The sequence below is a fragment of the Enterobacter cloacae complex sp. P16RS2 genome (assembly GCF_014982155.1).
GTDB classification, from domain to species: domain Bacteria; phylum Pseudomonadota; class Gammaproteobacteria; order Enterobacterales; family Enterobacteriaceae; genus Enterobacter; species Enterobacter cloacae_M.
In genome coordinates this window covers 15602-29718 of record NZ_JADCKW010000046.1, presented here as the reverse complement: position 1 = coordinate 29718, position 14117 = coordinate 15602, and the positions used below count along the sequence as shown (strand labels likewise).

Sequence of the window (14117 nt, the reverse complement as noted above, 5' to 3'; positions counted from 1 at the left end):
AGAAACGTTGAAAAGGGTGATGAAATACGTGGTACCGCGAGTGGAAAAACGTCAGGTTATTACATCAGACTCAGTTCATATCTGGCCTGCTGACATCCGTCCTCCCAGTCCTGTGCATTAATGTATGCAGCCATAGAACGGACTGAGGAGGCCACATCCTTATAAACCGGTGAATGCCACTCCTGGGGTTCCAGACCATATAGAGTGAATTCATAGCCAGCCCAGCCAGCAATGATGGTCATTCCGTGCCCCTCAGGAAGTGAACCAAAGACATTCAGATAAGCCCTCGCTACCATCAGCTCACTTTCCAGATGGATAAGCGACCAGAATTCAGCTGAGTAATCTGCACGTTCATTTATCTGATGCATCATGATGGACGAACTCCTTTGAAATTAAGGACGCAACGCTCGCCGCAGACAGGGCTGCGCCTGGCGCAGTCATGCGAGGAAGCGTAATTACTGGTAACTGACAGAAAGCACTGACGCACCCTGCTTGAAGTGAACTCGGTCTGGTGTCAGTTGGAAAGGAGAGGTAATAATTACCGCACTGAGATGTGGGATATCTTTTCAGTGCGGTTTTAATGATAACGAGCTATTAGCTCACTATTGTTGCAGGCGGCTCAACCACCAACAGTAAACCCTTTCGCCTGCATGCAGTTGCGCCACGTTGAACCCGGCTTACCGTTATCAAGAGACGTGGACTCAACGTAAGGGAATCCCTTGATAAGATGGGTTTCCTGAGAAGAATCACCAACCCGAACAATGGTGGCTTCATCTTTCATGATTGACGTTAACTTCGTTGTACCCGCTTTATTTTTTGAAGCGGTGAGCACCTGATCAGAGCACTGGCGTGCAGCTGTCATTTCTGGTTCTTCCGGGGTAGATTTTGGGGAGGAACATCCTGTGAGTACAGCCACGACCAGTGATAAACACACAATTCCTGCTTTTTTCATGCTAATTCCTTATTTTGGTAAATGGGCGGTCTTTGACCGCCAATGCTGTTACATAATGCCGGCGATGGATTTGGCCAGCTGTGCTTCGAGAACAGGTTTTGCCTCTTCAAACTTGAGGTTCACCTTGTTGGCGTTGGATACCACGCGGGTCTGATATTTAGCACGGTTGCCCTGCTCCGTGCTGGTCTGCAGCTTAATGCCGGACGTTCCCTGCTTCAGGGCGGCAATATTGTCGGTCGTGACGGCCGCTTTGCTGCGCTCGGAGATTTGCAGATCGGTCACCATCGTGTAGTTGACGTCTTCAACCATTGCATCTGCAGCCATACCGATCAGCCCGGTGGCCAGACCGACACCCAGCGTTGCGCCAGCAGACGATGAGTTATACGCCGTAATACCCGCGCCCAGTGCCGCACCCATTGCCGCACCTTCATAGCCGGTCTTGAGGAAGCCCTGGGCATCGCGCAGATCCATTTTTTCAGCTTTCAGTACGTTTGCCTGAATCCAGTAATAGGCCGTGTCCGGAGAGCTGGAGACGCGGTAGCCTTTCGCGGCCAGTTCATTTGTAATTTGTGCCTGCAGACCAGACATGTCCTTGTCAGAAGTATTACGGATCTGCAAATAAACAGTCTTCTCTGATGATGGTTCCAGCCAGATGGTTTCACTCATCTGGGTTTTGACATCGAGATTACGTTTCTTCACCGCTGTGGACATGGCACCACAACCAGACAGAGCGAGAGTAGATGCGATCAGACCTACAACGGCTAATTGTTTTAATTTCATGAATTCATCCTGTGCATAGAAAAACGTCCCCGTTAGCGAGATATAGCTAACAGAGACGTTATCGGCTGATTTGAAAGGGAATTTAGGTTAAATAGATGATTGACTTAGATTACTACAAAAATTAAGGGGGCCATTGCCCCCTTACTCTCAGTATCCCCGGTTAGGGTCATACGTATTTGAAGGTTCGTTGAAGTTTGTTCCCCAACTGTTTCCGTGTATATCCAGGCCAGAGATGCCACCAACCATTGGCATTCCTGACGCAGGGTTCACAGTTATTCCGTTACTGAACGAATCGTTGAAGGAAGTATTCAGAGGAATATTGGTTATTCCACCATCCTGGAAACTCATATGACTGCCTGAAAAGCTGATAATTTTGTTGTCACTAGTGCTGAGGAGTTGAGCCTCATTATCTGGCAACATATGAGCTATCCCATTTCGGATAACATATATCCGGCCATTATCTTCATCCTTAAGAAGGGTATTATCCTTGAAAGTAATAGGCCGCAATACTGTTCCCACAAAGATGAAAGCTATCAGCGAGTGAACGGCTATGCCTGCTATGAGAGCACTTTCGGTATCATTGCCAACAAATGCCACCAAGAAAGTTAGCAAGACTGCAAGCATCGTGTTACACAGGAGCGTCGCTTTTAAGCTCATCCCTCTTTTGCTGTTTCGTAACTTCCAAATGCAGAACATATATATGGCGCTGGGTATGACTGATAAGAGCATGCTCTTAGCCATAAATGGCACGTCAAAAAGTAATTGCAGGCTTACAGAATAAGCTGCATAAATGCCGATTGGAATTAAACAACAATAAGCACTTACCTTTTTGGTCATTTTACCCTCCAGTTTTCTTCCTTAATTCTGCCACTCTCTGTTGCAGCTCATCTGGTTGGAGATCATTAAACGGATTGAGCTTACTTGATTGATCCAGTTCAGCTTCGGCACGACCAAGCTTGAATCGCCCTTGACCGATTAAGTTTTCTCCTTTCAGGATATCACTGGATGCCTGAACAGTGGATTGTTTTTTATTAATTTCTCCAGCAGATTCGTTGATTTTATGCTCATTTTCAGATCTTTGTTCCGCCACTCGGCGCTGTAACTCATTCTGGGGACCAAACCCCTGCGTGGAATGTTCATGCAGCTTAGCCTGATTTTCTTTGTATGACTCCTGCATGGCATCACCACGTACTTTTTCGCCGCCAGCATTAATGCCTGAACGGCTATGAGCAACTTCACTCCCCTGGCCATGCGTGGTTCCTTGCTCCCTGACGGTACCTGAATGTTGGAACTCAGGATGCGATTCTGCAGTGTGGCCGGTCCTTTCATCTGCAGTGGTGCGTCCACCGGCATCAACGATCCCTGCCGACGAGGTGATATTACCCGAGCTACTTCTCTGTCCGGCAGCCTGTCCTTGATGGACTGTTGGATGCTCAATACCCGGTGAAACAGAATCGTCTGTTCTGGAAGAATAATTCCCACCCTGTTGGCCTCCATATTCAGCGCCCTGAGTCGTTCCGTTAGTCTGGGCATTGCCAATACCTCCCGAGCTATGAGCACCGCCATCCTGAGAGCTGTAGCTGACTCCAGCATCATGGCCAGATGAACCTGATACCTGTTGACTGCCTCGCGCTGGTTGTACGATATGCTCCCCACTGAATGCTGCATGCTCCTGGCCGCTGGTAAGATCTGAACGGCCCTGCTGATAATCCCCCATGATTTCAGGTTTGAGACGTTCATTTACGAATTCCATCGCTGCTTCTCGCGCCGACGGCGCACTTGTCAGCATGGACTGAGCCTTATCACCGTATTTATTAGCCGCCCAGTCCACAAACTCCTGCGTATAGTTCGTATCGAGGCTTGCGCTCTGGTTCTGCGCAACGGTGGCCATACGGCTGAACTCGTTACTCTGCGTCGAACTCGTGGTGTACTGATGGTACTGGCTTTCAGCATCATTGAGCGTTGCGGCCAGCTGCTGAACATTGCTGCTTGCAGCATTCTCAGAATGATTTGCACCATCGGTGATACGGCTACTTTTAACCATATCCATACCCTGGCGGAAGTCATTAACTGCCTGGCCATTCTGATCATGTCGCATATCCTGCGAATGGGAATCAGAATCCTGAATTCCTCTGGAGCTGCCCGTAGAATGCCGCAAATCGCCTGAAATACTTCCTTCGGCACCAAACTTAACAACGCCCAGATTAAGTCCCCCTCCGGCCGTCCCTTTAATGCCTGCCGACACAGACCCCTGATTACTGATATCCATCAGTTTGTTATAGGCTTCCTGCGTCGAGATATTGTTTGCTTTCGCATAACTTTCAGCGGCAGACAACATCATGCCAGCACCGCGTGTTGCATTAGTGGCCTGGCTGTTTTCACTGCCTTTGATCAGGCTGTCGCTGGTACCGGTCTGGTTAGAAAGCTGAGAGAGCTGTGACCAGCCGCTGGTAACGCTGTGGTTGTAGCCATCGAGAGCTGTCTGCGCCTGAACCTGCGACTGACGGGCAGACTCCTGGAATCCACTGCTGGCCAGCTGGCTGAGCTTCATGTTCACCGGCAGATTCGACATTGCACCCGAGCCGTCGATAACCGTATGGCCGCCGGCTGTCTGAGTCTGCGTGGAGCCGTTATCCGCCTGCCACGTCTGCTGACCCTGACGCTGCATCAGGTTGGTGTCCATCTTGTTCTGGCTGACATTGTCCATCGACATGTTGTTAAACGACCAGTTTCCGTCCGCTGTGGTTGCTGCCACACCTGCTGACGTGAAGGCACCCGAGCTGAGTACACTCCCTGCCACCTGAGAGCCCATCGCCGCCGCACCTTTGGTCAGATAGAACGACAGCACCGGAATGGAAAGGGACAGATAACCTGCCAGATTCGCCACGTCCGAATGCTGCAGTGCCACCACATCCTTGTTGGCAAGCACCAGAGGCGTGCCCCCGGACTGACTTTGCAGCCAGTAGTTGGCGGCATAGTTTAGAATGGCGAACATAACCGGCCACATCTGGAAGTAGATAAACCCGGAAACGTATATTTTCAGTGTGTTCAGACCAAAAAGCGTGTGGTTTGACGCAGCCAGCGCAATCATCAGCGGGAACAGGCACACCAGGATAAGCATCAGCAGGGACTGTGCAAACGGCAGCGTGCGGGTCGCCAGTTCGTTACCTGCAGCCCAGGCGAGACGCTGTTTGGTGGCAGCGTTCTCGGTGGCCAGATTAAGCAGGTTAGCCGTGTCGGAAGAGCGAGCGGCAAAACCCTTGATCCCCTGCCGTACTGCACTGTTCGTGATGTTATTCTTCATGATCTGCGCAGCAGTCATACCACCGGCATAGAAGTACCCGTAACTTTCCCCCATAGCGTTGGCCAGAAGCATCGCGCCATTCAGCTTGTTGCCGAAGACCTTTCTCGTCAGCCAGGTAAACGTCGCACTGCCCGGGTTGACGTCGGTATTGGCCAGCTTCTGTATCTCCGTTGCGGCCTGCTGACAGGTCAGGAACTGGCGTGAAGTGGAGGTCATCTTAAAGATGCCCCGCAGCGGGCTTGGGTTACTGGTTATCAGCGTCAGCGGGTCAGTGGAATTGAGCAACTGATTGATGGTGTATTTTCCATTCAGAAGAATGTCGCCGATCACACAGTTTTCCACATAATCCGGCAGCATCTGAGCCAGCTCCGGATTTTGCGTAGCGAAATCGCTTGTTTCCGCCACAATCTGCGAGCCAAACAGCATCCCGGTTTTGCTGTAGGTCACCGAGTCGGGTCTGGCCATCAGCATGTCGTAAACCGACGCCATCTTGTACCCTATACTGGTCGTCAGCGACGCGATAGCCGCCAGGCCAACCGGTACGTTATCGGTGACCCAGACCGCCCCCGGATCAGAGAGGTCGATGACCTGCACTGAGCGTTTCGGTACCAGCAGGATGGATGTCAGGATCATGAAGACCGCCAGCCACTGGACGAAAACCATCGGGTTACGTTGTTTGATGAAAGTGAGCAGTACGGCCAGCACCCCGAAGGTGCCGGCAATACGCATTAATGTGTGGAAAGTATTCTGACCGACAAGGGTTACTACGGCGTCCAGCGCCGTTTTCCACATTCCCCCGCCATAAATGGTGTATATCTCAAGCATCAGCGATCACCCCAGTGATAGTTGCTTTGATAGGAGCCTGAAACAATGGTGGATACCTGCTGCTGCAGGTACTGCATGTTGCGGTCGATACCGTCCAGCGCGTTCTGATCAGCTGCAGACTGCAGCTTCATGTCTGCGAGGAGTCCCTGCGCATGAATAATGTTGTCACGTAGTTTGGCGGCAGCTTCTTCAGGGAAGTTCTTGCCAGCCAGAGACAGGCTTGCCTGTTTCACCAGCTCCTGGAGGTACTGAATCATCAGGTCCTGGGCAATGAAGTCGGAAACCTGCAGAAGGTACGTGGCGCTCATCCCCATACTCTGGGCGTTAGTCAGATACTTCAGCACCGGTACAGAGGTGGTGTTCACAAAGCCTTTTTCCTGATCGGTCAGCGCAGTATCGTCGACCAGCTTGTTCTGCATTGAGAGCATCAGGTTTTTAACCAGAGTGACCAGAGCGTTGGATTCAGAAATCGTCAGGTTGGTGACGACAGGTCCCAGGCAGAGGTCGGATTCGTCACATCCGTAGACCTTCGCCGTTCCCCCGCGCATCAGGACCTTAATCAGGTCGCGGTTATCAACCAGTGGCGTCAGAATTGTCACATCGCCATTCTTGTTGAAAATGATGGAGCCGACGGTACTCATGACCAGCTCCTTCAGCGCGCGGTCATTGCCGAGAAGTCCATTCTTACTGAGGGTGTCCCAGATAAGGTTTTTGTTCTTCAGCACCTGATCCTTCTCAGCATCACCGGCTTTAGCCGTGACTTTGTCGCCCTGTCCTCCGACGGTACAGCCCTGACGGGAAGCCGCCCAGTCGGAGAACATGTTGGTTTCGCCGGCAATGTCCTGGCAGATTTTCTGCTGGGAGACCTGCGTCACTGGCCACAACCCGCCGATGATGCCCTGAGCAGCCTGGCATGAACTCATGTTCATGGAGTTAACATCACTGGCCAGTTTCTGCAGGAAGTCTTTAGCCTGCTTCAGCTCCGGTACCATCGTCTGCAGGGCCAGGTCGAAAGCATAGCCTGCGGCGTTGCTCATGATTTGCTTCACGAATCGCTGGATTTCCTCGCCGCTGATCATACTGAACGACCCGAGATAGGCGTCGATACCGCCGCAGCCGGCGTTAAGGGAAGGCAGCTGCATCGAGATCAGCTGGACGTTTTTTACAGGGTTCCGGAGGTATACCGAGCCGCCGGAGAAGTACCCTGCCGCCTGCCCCTGCCAGGCCTGCGCCTGAGTCACGTTGCCGCTGTAGCCCAGATTATTGAAGAAACCGTTCAGATCGCCGTTGACGTCCGCCTGAGCAGGCAGAGCTGCCAGCCCTGAGAAGAACACGACTCCAGCCGTAATAAGCGCCTTAATCATGTGGCACCTCCACAGCTTGCATATTCTTGCCTGCCAGGCTGTCAGCACGGTTAATTTTGCGGCAAAGATATCTGGCCAGACAGAGCCAGCTGCAGACGAGTAAATTCAACGCAATGAGCGCGATAATCGCGGCCAAAACGCCCCACAACAGGTACTGCGGATAGTGGATGAGAAGCGAGAGCGTAAACTGTTCGGCGCGGTCAACGGACAGCTCACTGAGCGTTGTGATGGCGCACGTCACGTATACCCTTTCGACTACGGCGGTAAAAATTAAGGCATAAAACAGTTTCAGGGTTAACAAATCCGTCCATTTTCGGGTTTCAGTATCCGCACTACAGTCTTTCACTATCGCGAAAGCCTGGTTCCGGATAAGCGTCTTCAGTCTGATAAGCCTCATGCAATCTCCTCCCGGGGTTTCCTGGCCAGGGTCTGCCGGCAGACGTACAGCCCGGTGACGGTGAAAAAAAATCCGATGCTCAACGAGATGAGCAGAAGCACCGGTAAGTCCTGCAGACAGGTTGTCAGTTCAGGGCGATCCATGACGCTGACCACCCGGTGGGCCAGCACTCCATAGAACGCTGCGGACACAAGCAGCGTCACGCTGAATAACAGCCACACGCGCTCGGTACGCGATAACGCATACGTATTTGTCGTCATTTTGTAGTCCGTTTGTATTACTGAGGGGTGACCTGCGCGCTTGCCGGCATAGGCGGCAGCATTTTTGGATCGACGTTATCCATGTCAGCCTGAATCAGGCTGGCCATACGGCTCTCAAGTGCCGGGATGTCCATCACGCCCTGGGTGAGTGGATAAGCTTTCAGGGTGTTGACGTTGACCATAAAGGCCGTCGGTGTCGCTATTGGTAACCCGTTTCCGAAGAAGGTGACAATCTCGTCTGCGATGGGAGATTTAAGGTCCGTCTTACGTGGGATCATCGGGGTCGGGTAAGAGACGTCCCCGCCGCCGTCAAGGGTGTACGGATACACCCTGATATCATGCTCATCGGCCCAGCCCTTCAGCAGCGGGTCAAACTTAGCGCTGTACTGGCAGTGCGCCTGCATAAAGAGCACCACAGCATAATCTTTCATGTTAGCCCGACGTCCGTCCGGCAGCGCCATCAGGCTGGCTTGCGCGGGTACAGGAATGGTGGAAGCGGTGATGGCTGCAGCGTCTGCAGATGAGGCCGTTTTTGTTGCTTCAAGCGCCATTAACTCCTCTCGCGCACCGGCATTCGCCAGCAGGGGCAGGGATAACAGTAGCGCAGTGAGTCCGGTTTTAATGTTCATGATCGGCTTCCTTATGCGCCTGCCCTCTTTCGTAACGGAACCAGCGATATACGGCATAAACCACCATGCCAGCCGCACCAGCCCACATTCCATTGCACAGCCATAAGAGCCCCTGCTGTGTATGCTCCACGGACCAGGTCATCAGCTCGCTCAGTACGCGCGCCATCGTGCCCCAGAAAATCAGTCCTGCGAGAATAGCGGGTTTCATTCGTGTGTCTCCTTTTGCCATACCCCCGGCATCTGCCGTGAGGTGGTGGAACGATGAATATAAAGATGAGCCAGAAAAGCCACAGCCGCGCCGAACAGCGCGCCCATCAGCCAGAGGTTGAGGAGCGTTGCATTCATCGGCTTTATCCACAGCTCGCTGTTAACCGGTTCACGATGGCAAAACTGTACCGGCGGGAACTCATAAGGAGGGGGACTTGCGTCCTCGCCGGGCTCAGGTAGCCGGGGTTGTGGTGCCGCTTCATGATGCGTAACGCACTGCATCACCTTTCCGGCGGGCGCGCCTTCGGTTAGCGTTTGCGCCTCTTTCACAAACTGTCCCGCCAGCGAGCCTTCCAGCGAGATGGCTATCACAATACCGTACAGCAACAGCGCGGGGCCGAAGACAAAGGTGTACAGGGCGAAACGCCCTGCATCACGGATGAGGGGTAAAAGCATCTTTGTCATAAGAGACTCTCAGGAATTGGGTTTAAAGCCGGTGGCCACGTTCAGGAAGCGCTTAGACAGGTCATCCTGCGTCATGAAGCCGTATGACAGCGCGCGGTAATTCTTGCTCCGGGGGTCAACAAGGTAGAGCGCCGGGAAGTGCGTAATATTCATCGACCGGGACTGGCCCGTATCCGGACGGCTCTGCGGCAGGGAGGCTGCCACCTGGCCATCAACCGATACCGGGATAAGCGAAATACCGTTGGTTTTCGCAAAGTCCGCCACCACGCCCGCCATCTGCACGTCAATCGGGTCACTGCCCCGGTAGAAGTAGAACAAACCGTACTGCTGCGCCAGCTGCTCCACGGCGCTCTGCCGCGTCTGCTGGTCGCGGGTCTGCATAAACGGCGCCATGCTGTTGTAGTGCGGATACTCCAGGTTGTAGTCGAGGTCCGGGTGGCTCAGCTGCGCCGCCGCAAAGGACTGACTGAACATCGATGCCCGATCTGTCCAGAACTTCTGCCAGCGCAGGAACGTCGCCGTGTTTTCCCTCGACGGGAACAGAATCGCGCGGTTAAGCGCCTCCTGGGTGTATCCTTTCAGTACCCGGGCCTGCTCCATCGGGGACATTTTGCTGAGATCCGGAATGGCCTGCGGTGCAGGCTGTTGTGGCTTTCTGGACTGCTCCGGCGGCTTTTTCGGCTCGTTGTACCAGGACCAGCCGGTGAACGGCTCTGCCGGCGTCACAATCTCCTCGGCCAGCACCGTATGGCTCGCCAGCACCATGAGCAGGCCACAGAGGACACGGTTCATTTGCCACCTCCCTGCTGATTCACCTGCGCGGCGATGCGCTCCTTAATCTGCTGGACCTGCGTGCTGGTATCGGGGATTTTCTGGTTCTTCATCAAATCCTCGTAGAAGTCAGAGAAGTTGATTTTGTCGAAGTCGATACGCTGCAGCTCCGGGACCGTGATCCCCCGGCAGTTTGGACTATCACCGCTGCCGAACTTCACGCCCAGCTGGTCGCGACGTCCCTGCTCCTGAATGATGCGGGCAAGCTTGCCGTCAAAGACGCAGTAAACCTGACTTTTCTGGATGCAGGCACCCAGCACCTGGCGATCGCACCGCTCGCCCACGCTGACGGTGATTTTTTTGGCTTTAGCCTTGCCGATTGCTTTTTCTTCGTCATCACATGCGGCCAGTCCAGCGCTTTGTCCCCAGCCAGAGTCTTTGCAGCAGTTAGAGAAACCAGCAAAGGCTTTACGGCAGCGCATGGCTTTCCCCGTGAAGGCTTTGACCTCAATGGTACTGCTGGCGTCTTTTGCGTCTTCAGCCGCCGAGGCAAGTCCTGCCAGTTTGGCCACGGCCGTATCAAAACCGCTGCTTCCGGCACCATTGGTGTCGTCACACTCGCCTGACTTACAGATGTAGTCGCCGCCGCAGACCAGGCCGTCCGACTGATGCGTGGTCTGACACTGGTAGGTGTAGCTCATATGGGTACACTGCCCGTCGGTCGATTCAGTGCAGGTGTTGCCTGCCGCCGTACAGGAGGGGTTCGTCATCAGCGTTCCGCAGGTTCCGGTGGAGTCTGACGGCACGACATAGTTATCGGTGTACTGCCAGCAGTCGCTGTAAACGTTATAGCTCTGACCGTTGTTAACAATGGTTTTATTTCCTCCCGGAGAGGTGCAGGTTGACGTGTTTTTTTTCGCCTTCGACATATCCAGGCCACAGGATGAGGACCAGTTCACTTCCGGGACAAAAGTAGTCTCGACTGCATTCATAACGAGCACGAGCGTGAAGCCTGACGCGCCTGACTGAAAGTCAGCTATCTGCTCCCGGATATGTTTTCTACAAACATCCTGCTTTCCGCTAACACATCCGGTGCTTTGATAGGAACCGGCAGGTAACGAGCCTCCCTGCGACAACGGTGTCCCCGGAGCGCCCGGCATTTCCCAGTTAAAGGCTTTTCCGACAATCGTCTGACTGACGCCCCACCAGGAGATTTTCCCGGCATTGACATCGCGATCCGCCCAGTAAAAATGCGCGCTGATCACCGGTCCTGATGCCGGCGCTTTAAAACTAAAACTTAAGGAAGTACCGTTATTCGTAAAAACAACATCGCCATTGGCCGCCGTCAGTGTGAAAGTTTTCTGCACTGTCGTGGTGGAAGTATGTCCGCCAGGTGTTGCCGTTCTTGAACAGGCTTCCACTGAGGCCACATCCTTATCGCAGGTGTAATTTTCAAAGGTGGTTTTCGATACCGTCACCTCCTTACACTGGTTCGCGGTCCCGTTTAGCACACCGTCAGCGCCAGCTTCCGCATTTTTACCGATAGTGATGAAAGGTGCGTTCGGGTCTATGACGGGCGTCGGGTTCGTTTTTCCGGCGTTGATAACCGACTGCGCTGCGTCATTGCCCTGCAGAGCGGCCTGCCCTTTGTTGGCGAGCCCACCGTCACCACCATCCACGCCGCCGTAATACCCTTTCTCCGGTGGGTTAGCGGTATAGCCTGGTATTGCCCCCGTGACGGTATCCGGATTTTTCAGGGCTCCCGTCCCGGCGGAAGCATTGCCCTTGCCAAAGCTCGCTCCCGCCTCAAAGGCAGGATCAGCTGCGCCAGCCAGAAGCGGAAACAACATCAGCACCGTTGAAAGTAGTTTTTTCATTTTCCGGCCTCCAGAAGATGGCGTGCCGTTGCCGCACAATCACCACTTTCAGCTACTTTTTCGAGAGCCTGCTGCAGGGGCAGACTTCCCCTGATTACGTCATAGCGGCCTGGGCAGGTCACCACCAGGGCGGGTACCGTGGTGATGTTGTACTGAGTGAACAACGTTGGATCGATTTGCACGCCGGCGTCCTTGTCCTCCTTACTCAGCTCAAACATTGCCGCCGCGGTCTGTCGCATGTCGTTATTAACCAGGCCGCGCAGCGTTGGCGGAATGTTGTAACGGCGGGCATCCTTCAGCATGGGCAGCAGACCTTCACGTGGAATACCGAGGCTCACAAAGTAAATAGCCGGGAACGTGTCTTTTTCCCCCATCTTGTTGGTCTGGGCTGCGATATCGCCCTGCAGGCGGTTAATCAGGTCCAGTTGCTGCTGCGGTAAGACGGGTGCGGCCGCCGGATGCCCCTGCAGGTCTTCCTTCATCGCTGCCAGCGCATCCTGCTGACCTTTGATCCAGTTATGGTCGGAGACGGAGATATCCGTCTGGGCGCTCGCCAGGGCCAGCGGCGCGAAAGCAATCATGACGCTGATCGTCAGCGCCCGGAGATAAGCGTTTTTCATTGTCATGTCCTTAAAGGAATACGCAGTTACGTTTGCGCCAGAAGAGGTAGCCGAAGTTCTTTTTGGAGGATGGAGAGTTATGCGTTGTGCCCCAGAGCTGCGTGCTGGCCCCGAAGGGATGGCAGTTGCCCGGTTCGGGGTACATGTTCACCATCTGGTATCGCCATCGCTCTTTCGGGATGATCGGGGATGGATACTGGTTACATACGGCGACGTCCGCGCCCACAGAGTTCCATACCAGCCCCTCACGATGCATCTTGAAGGCCATTCGCTCTCCGACCAGCAGAGAGGCCTCGAGCGGAGAAAACTCACCGCTGGTAAAGCCTGTTAGCGGGTAGATAGAACCCTGACTACCTGCGCACCAGAACAGCGGCGACAGAGGAAGGCCAGCTGATGATGCAGCTGCGTCAGCAGCACAGGCCCCCTGAGCGATCAGGTTGCCGAACAGCGCTGCCTCGGGGTTAATTAGCATCGATAGGGTGCTGTCATTCCAGAGAGGATCAACTTCGGAGAGATAGGCAATATCCATGTCGCCGGTCTGCAGACACCCCAGGCTGGTGATGATGTTCAGCCAGAAAATCAGTGGGTATTTGTACCAGTGAACATGGTAGAACGTGCCAGCAGCGGGCCGGTCACTCTGCCCTGCGGTTCCCGTTCCCGTTCGTCCGAGATCGATTTTAAAGCCGCCCATGTTGACCATGACCCCAGGCTCACGGGTTACGTCCACCATCGCCATTGGCTCCCAGAACCCGATGGCCAGACCGATACGATAAAACACACCATATGGACAAATCTGGATCGGCGAAGCCGGGTTGTTGGTATCCTTTTGTGGACCGGCTGCCAGCTGAATATTGCCGAGCGTCATCGGAAACAGACACTTCCAGCAGACATCGCTTATCGGGTTAACCCAGCGGCCATCACCCGCGTTGCTGGCTGCGGCCGTTGCCTGAGCTGGCATCCAGGACAGCAGGACCAGCATCACGCCGGCAAGCCATGAGAAACGCTTCATTTCACCTCCCGCAGCCATACACAGATCGGGCCGTCCTCAGTGTCATGAATGGAGCCAATGAACCAGCCCTCCCCCTCTGGCGCGGAAGGAAGCCAGTCACTGATGTTTTGTTTTCCCTTTTCCCAGTCAGCGATCACCTGGGGAGGCGCGTCGTTTTCCATCCAGCGGGTGGCACAGATCAGATTGTGCTGGCGCATCCAGTCGCCGAATTCAGTCTGTGTGGCCTCATCACTGGCAGGTACAAAATAATGAGGGTGCGTCCAGAAGCCATTGCGGTCACGGGTAACCGTCACCGGCCTGACAGATTCAGGGTGAGTCATGGGGTATCTCCGGGAGTGCCGCAGCCACCGGACGGCGGGAGGGCTTAAAACAGGATTAATGGTTTTTGGTTTTGTCGGCCGCCTTCATGATGAATGCCAGCCGCTGGTCTTTGGACATATCCTCAAGAGCCAGTAAGCCAGCTCTTAACACTATTGAGGGATAATAAAGGGGATTTTCTGCAAGAATGGCCTTAAGCCGTAAAGCCGATTTTTCATCATGACGAACGGCTGTAACATTCTGGCCCTTTTCAGTATCAGGGTCTTTTTTCATGGCGTTACCTGGTCGGGGTTAATCGGAAACCGGGATGACATTCAGGCTGAGGCGGAGCGCAACGCA

At 54.0% G+C, this 14117-nt stretch carries 17 protein-coding genes; all 17 read right to left on the bottom strand.

Annotated features, from left to right (window positions below; all coding sequences use genetic code 11):
* Positions 1-59: 59 nt before the first annotated feature.
* Complete coding sequence (locus INF68_RS21750; protein ID WP_045261206.1) at positions 60-371, bottom strand: hypothetical protein; 312 nt, start codon at positions 369-371, stop codon at positions 60-62.
* A 248-nt stretch (positions 372-619) separates the two neighbouring features.
* The gene (locus tag INF68_RS21745; RefSeq protein ID WP_045325096.1) at positions 620-952 is read right to left on the bottom strand and encodes a hypothetical protein; all 333 of its coding nucleotides are present in this window, start codon (positions 950-952) and stop codon (positions 620-622) included.
* A gap of 48 nt (positions 953-1000) precedes the next feature.
* The gene (gene traT / locus INF68_RS21740) at positions 1001-1732 is read right to left on the bottom strand and encodes a conjugal transfer complement resistance protein TraT (protein WP_032641144.1); all 732 of its coding nucleotides are present in this window, start codon (positions 1730-1732) and stop codon (positions 1001-1003) included.
* Between the two features lie 147 nt (positions 1733-1879).
* Complete coding sequence (locus INF68_RS21735; RefSeq protein WP_052683022.1) at positions 1880-2569, bottom strand: hypothetical protein; 690 nt, start codon at positions 2567-2569, stop codon at positions 1880-1882.
* A gap of 1 nt (position 2570) precedes the next feature.
* Positions 2571-5861 carry a conjugal transfer mating-pair stabilization protein TraG gene (gene traG / locus INF68_RS21730; RefSeq protein WP_045261207.1) on the bottom strand — a complete coding sequence of 1097 codons (3291 nt, stop codon included), beginning with the start codon at positions 5859-5861 and terminating at the stop codon, positions 2571-2573.
* Positions 5861-7225, bottom strand: coding sequence for a conjugal transfer pilus assembly protein TraH (traH, locus tag INF68_RS21725; RefSeq protein WP_047650730.1), 1365 nt, complete (start codon positions 7223-7225; stop codon positions 5861-5863). Before traH ends, traG begins: the two co-directional genes overlap by 1 nt.
* Positions 7218-7622, bottom strand: a complete 405-nt coding sequence (locus INF68_RS21720) for a hypothetical protein (RefSeq protein ID WP_193525446.1) — start codon at positions 7620-7622, stop codon at positions 7218-7220. Before INF68_RS21720 ends, traH begins: the two co-directional genes overlap by 8 nt.
* On the bottom strand, positions 7619-7882 hold the full coding sequence (locus tag INF68_RS21715; protein ID WP_029403816.1) for a hypothetical protein: 264 nt from the start codon (positions 7880-7882) through the stop codon (positions 7619-7621). Before INF68_RS21715 ends, INF68_RS21720 begins: the two co-directional genes overlap by 4 nt.
* A 17-nt stretch (positions 7883-7899) precedes the next feature.
* The gene (gene trbB, locus INF68_RS21710; RefSeq protein ID WP_063854596.1) at positions 7900-8511 is read right to left on the bottom strand and encodes an F-type conjugal transfer protein TrbB; all 612 of its coding nucleotides are present in this window, start codon (positions 8509-8511) and stop codon (positions 7900-7902) included.
* Positions 8501-8719: a hypothetical protein gene (locus INF68_RS21705; protein WP_063154486.1), complete on the bottom strand. Its 219-nt coding sequence runs from the start codon at positions 8717-8719 to the stop codon at positions 8501-8503. Before INF68_RS21705 ends, trbB begins: the two co-directional genes overlap by 11 nt.
* A complete protein-coding gene (locus tag INF68_RS21700; protein ID WP_063154488.1) occupies positions 8716-9183 on the bottom strand; it encodes a hypothetical protein in 468 nt (155 codons plus the stop codon). Before INF68_RS21700 ends, INF68_RS21705 begins: the two co-directional genes overlap by 4 nt.
* A gap of 9 nt (positions 9184-9192) precedes the next feature.
* Positions 9193-9975 carry a type-F conjugative transfer system pilin assembly protein TraF gene (traF, locus tag INF68_RS21695; RefSeq protein ID WP_029403812.1) on the bottom strand — a complete coding sequence of 261 codons (783 nt, stop codon included), beginning with the start codon at positions 9973-9975 and terminating at the stop codon, positions 9193-9195.
* Positions 9972-11831: a type-F conjugative transfer system mating-pair stabilization protein TraN gene (traN, locus tag INF68_RS21690; RefSeq protein WP_193525445.1), complete on the bottom strand. Its 1860-nt coding sequence runs from the start codon at positions 11829-11831 to the stop codon at positions 9972-9974. Before traN ends, traF begins: the two co-directional genes overlap by 4 nt.
* Positions 11828-12451: a type-F conjugative transfer system pilin assembly protein TrbC gene (trbC, locus tag INF68_RS21685; protein ID WP_063854598.1), complete on the bottom strand. Its 624-nt coding sequence runs from the start codon at positions 12449-12451 to the stop codon at positions 11828-11830. The genes traN and trbC overlap by 4 nt, the downstream gene beginning before the upstream one ends.
* Positions 12452-12461: 10 nt before the next feature.
* Complete coding sequence (gene traU, locus INF68_RS21680) at positions 12462-13460, bottom strand: conjugal transfer pilus assembly protein TraU (protein WP_032656090.1); 999 nt, start codon at positions 13458-13460, stop codon at positions 12462-12464.
* On the bottom strand, positions 13457-13780 hold the full coding sequence (locus INF68_RS21675) for a hypothetical protein (protein ID WP_063854599.1): 324 nt from the start codon (positions 13778-13780) through the stop codon (positions 13457-13459). The genes traU and INF68_RS21675 overlap by 4 nt, the downstream gene beginning before the upstream one ends.
* 55 nt (positions 13781-13835) lie before the next feature.
* On the bottom strand, positions 13836-14051 hold the full coding sequence (locus INF68_RS21670; RefSeq protein ID WP_039265180.1) for a hypothetical protein: 216 nt from the start codon (positions 14049-14051) through the stop codon (positions 13836-13838).
* Positions 14052-14117 lie beyond the last annotated feature (66 nt).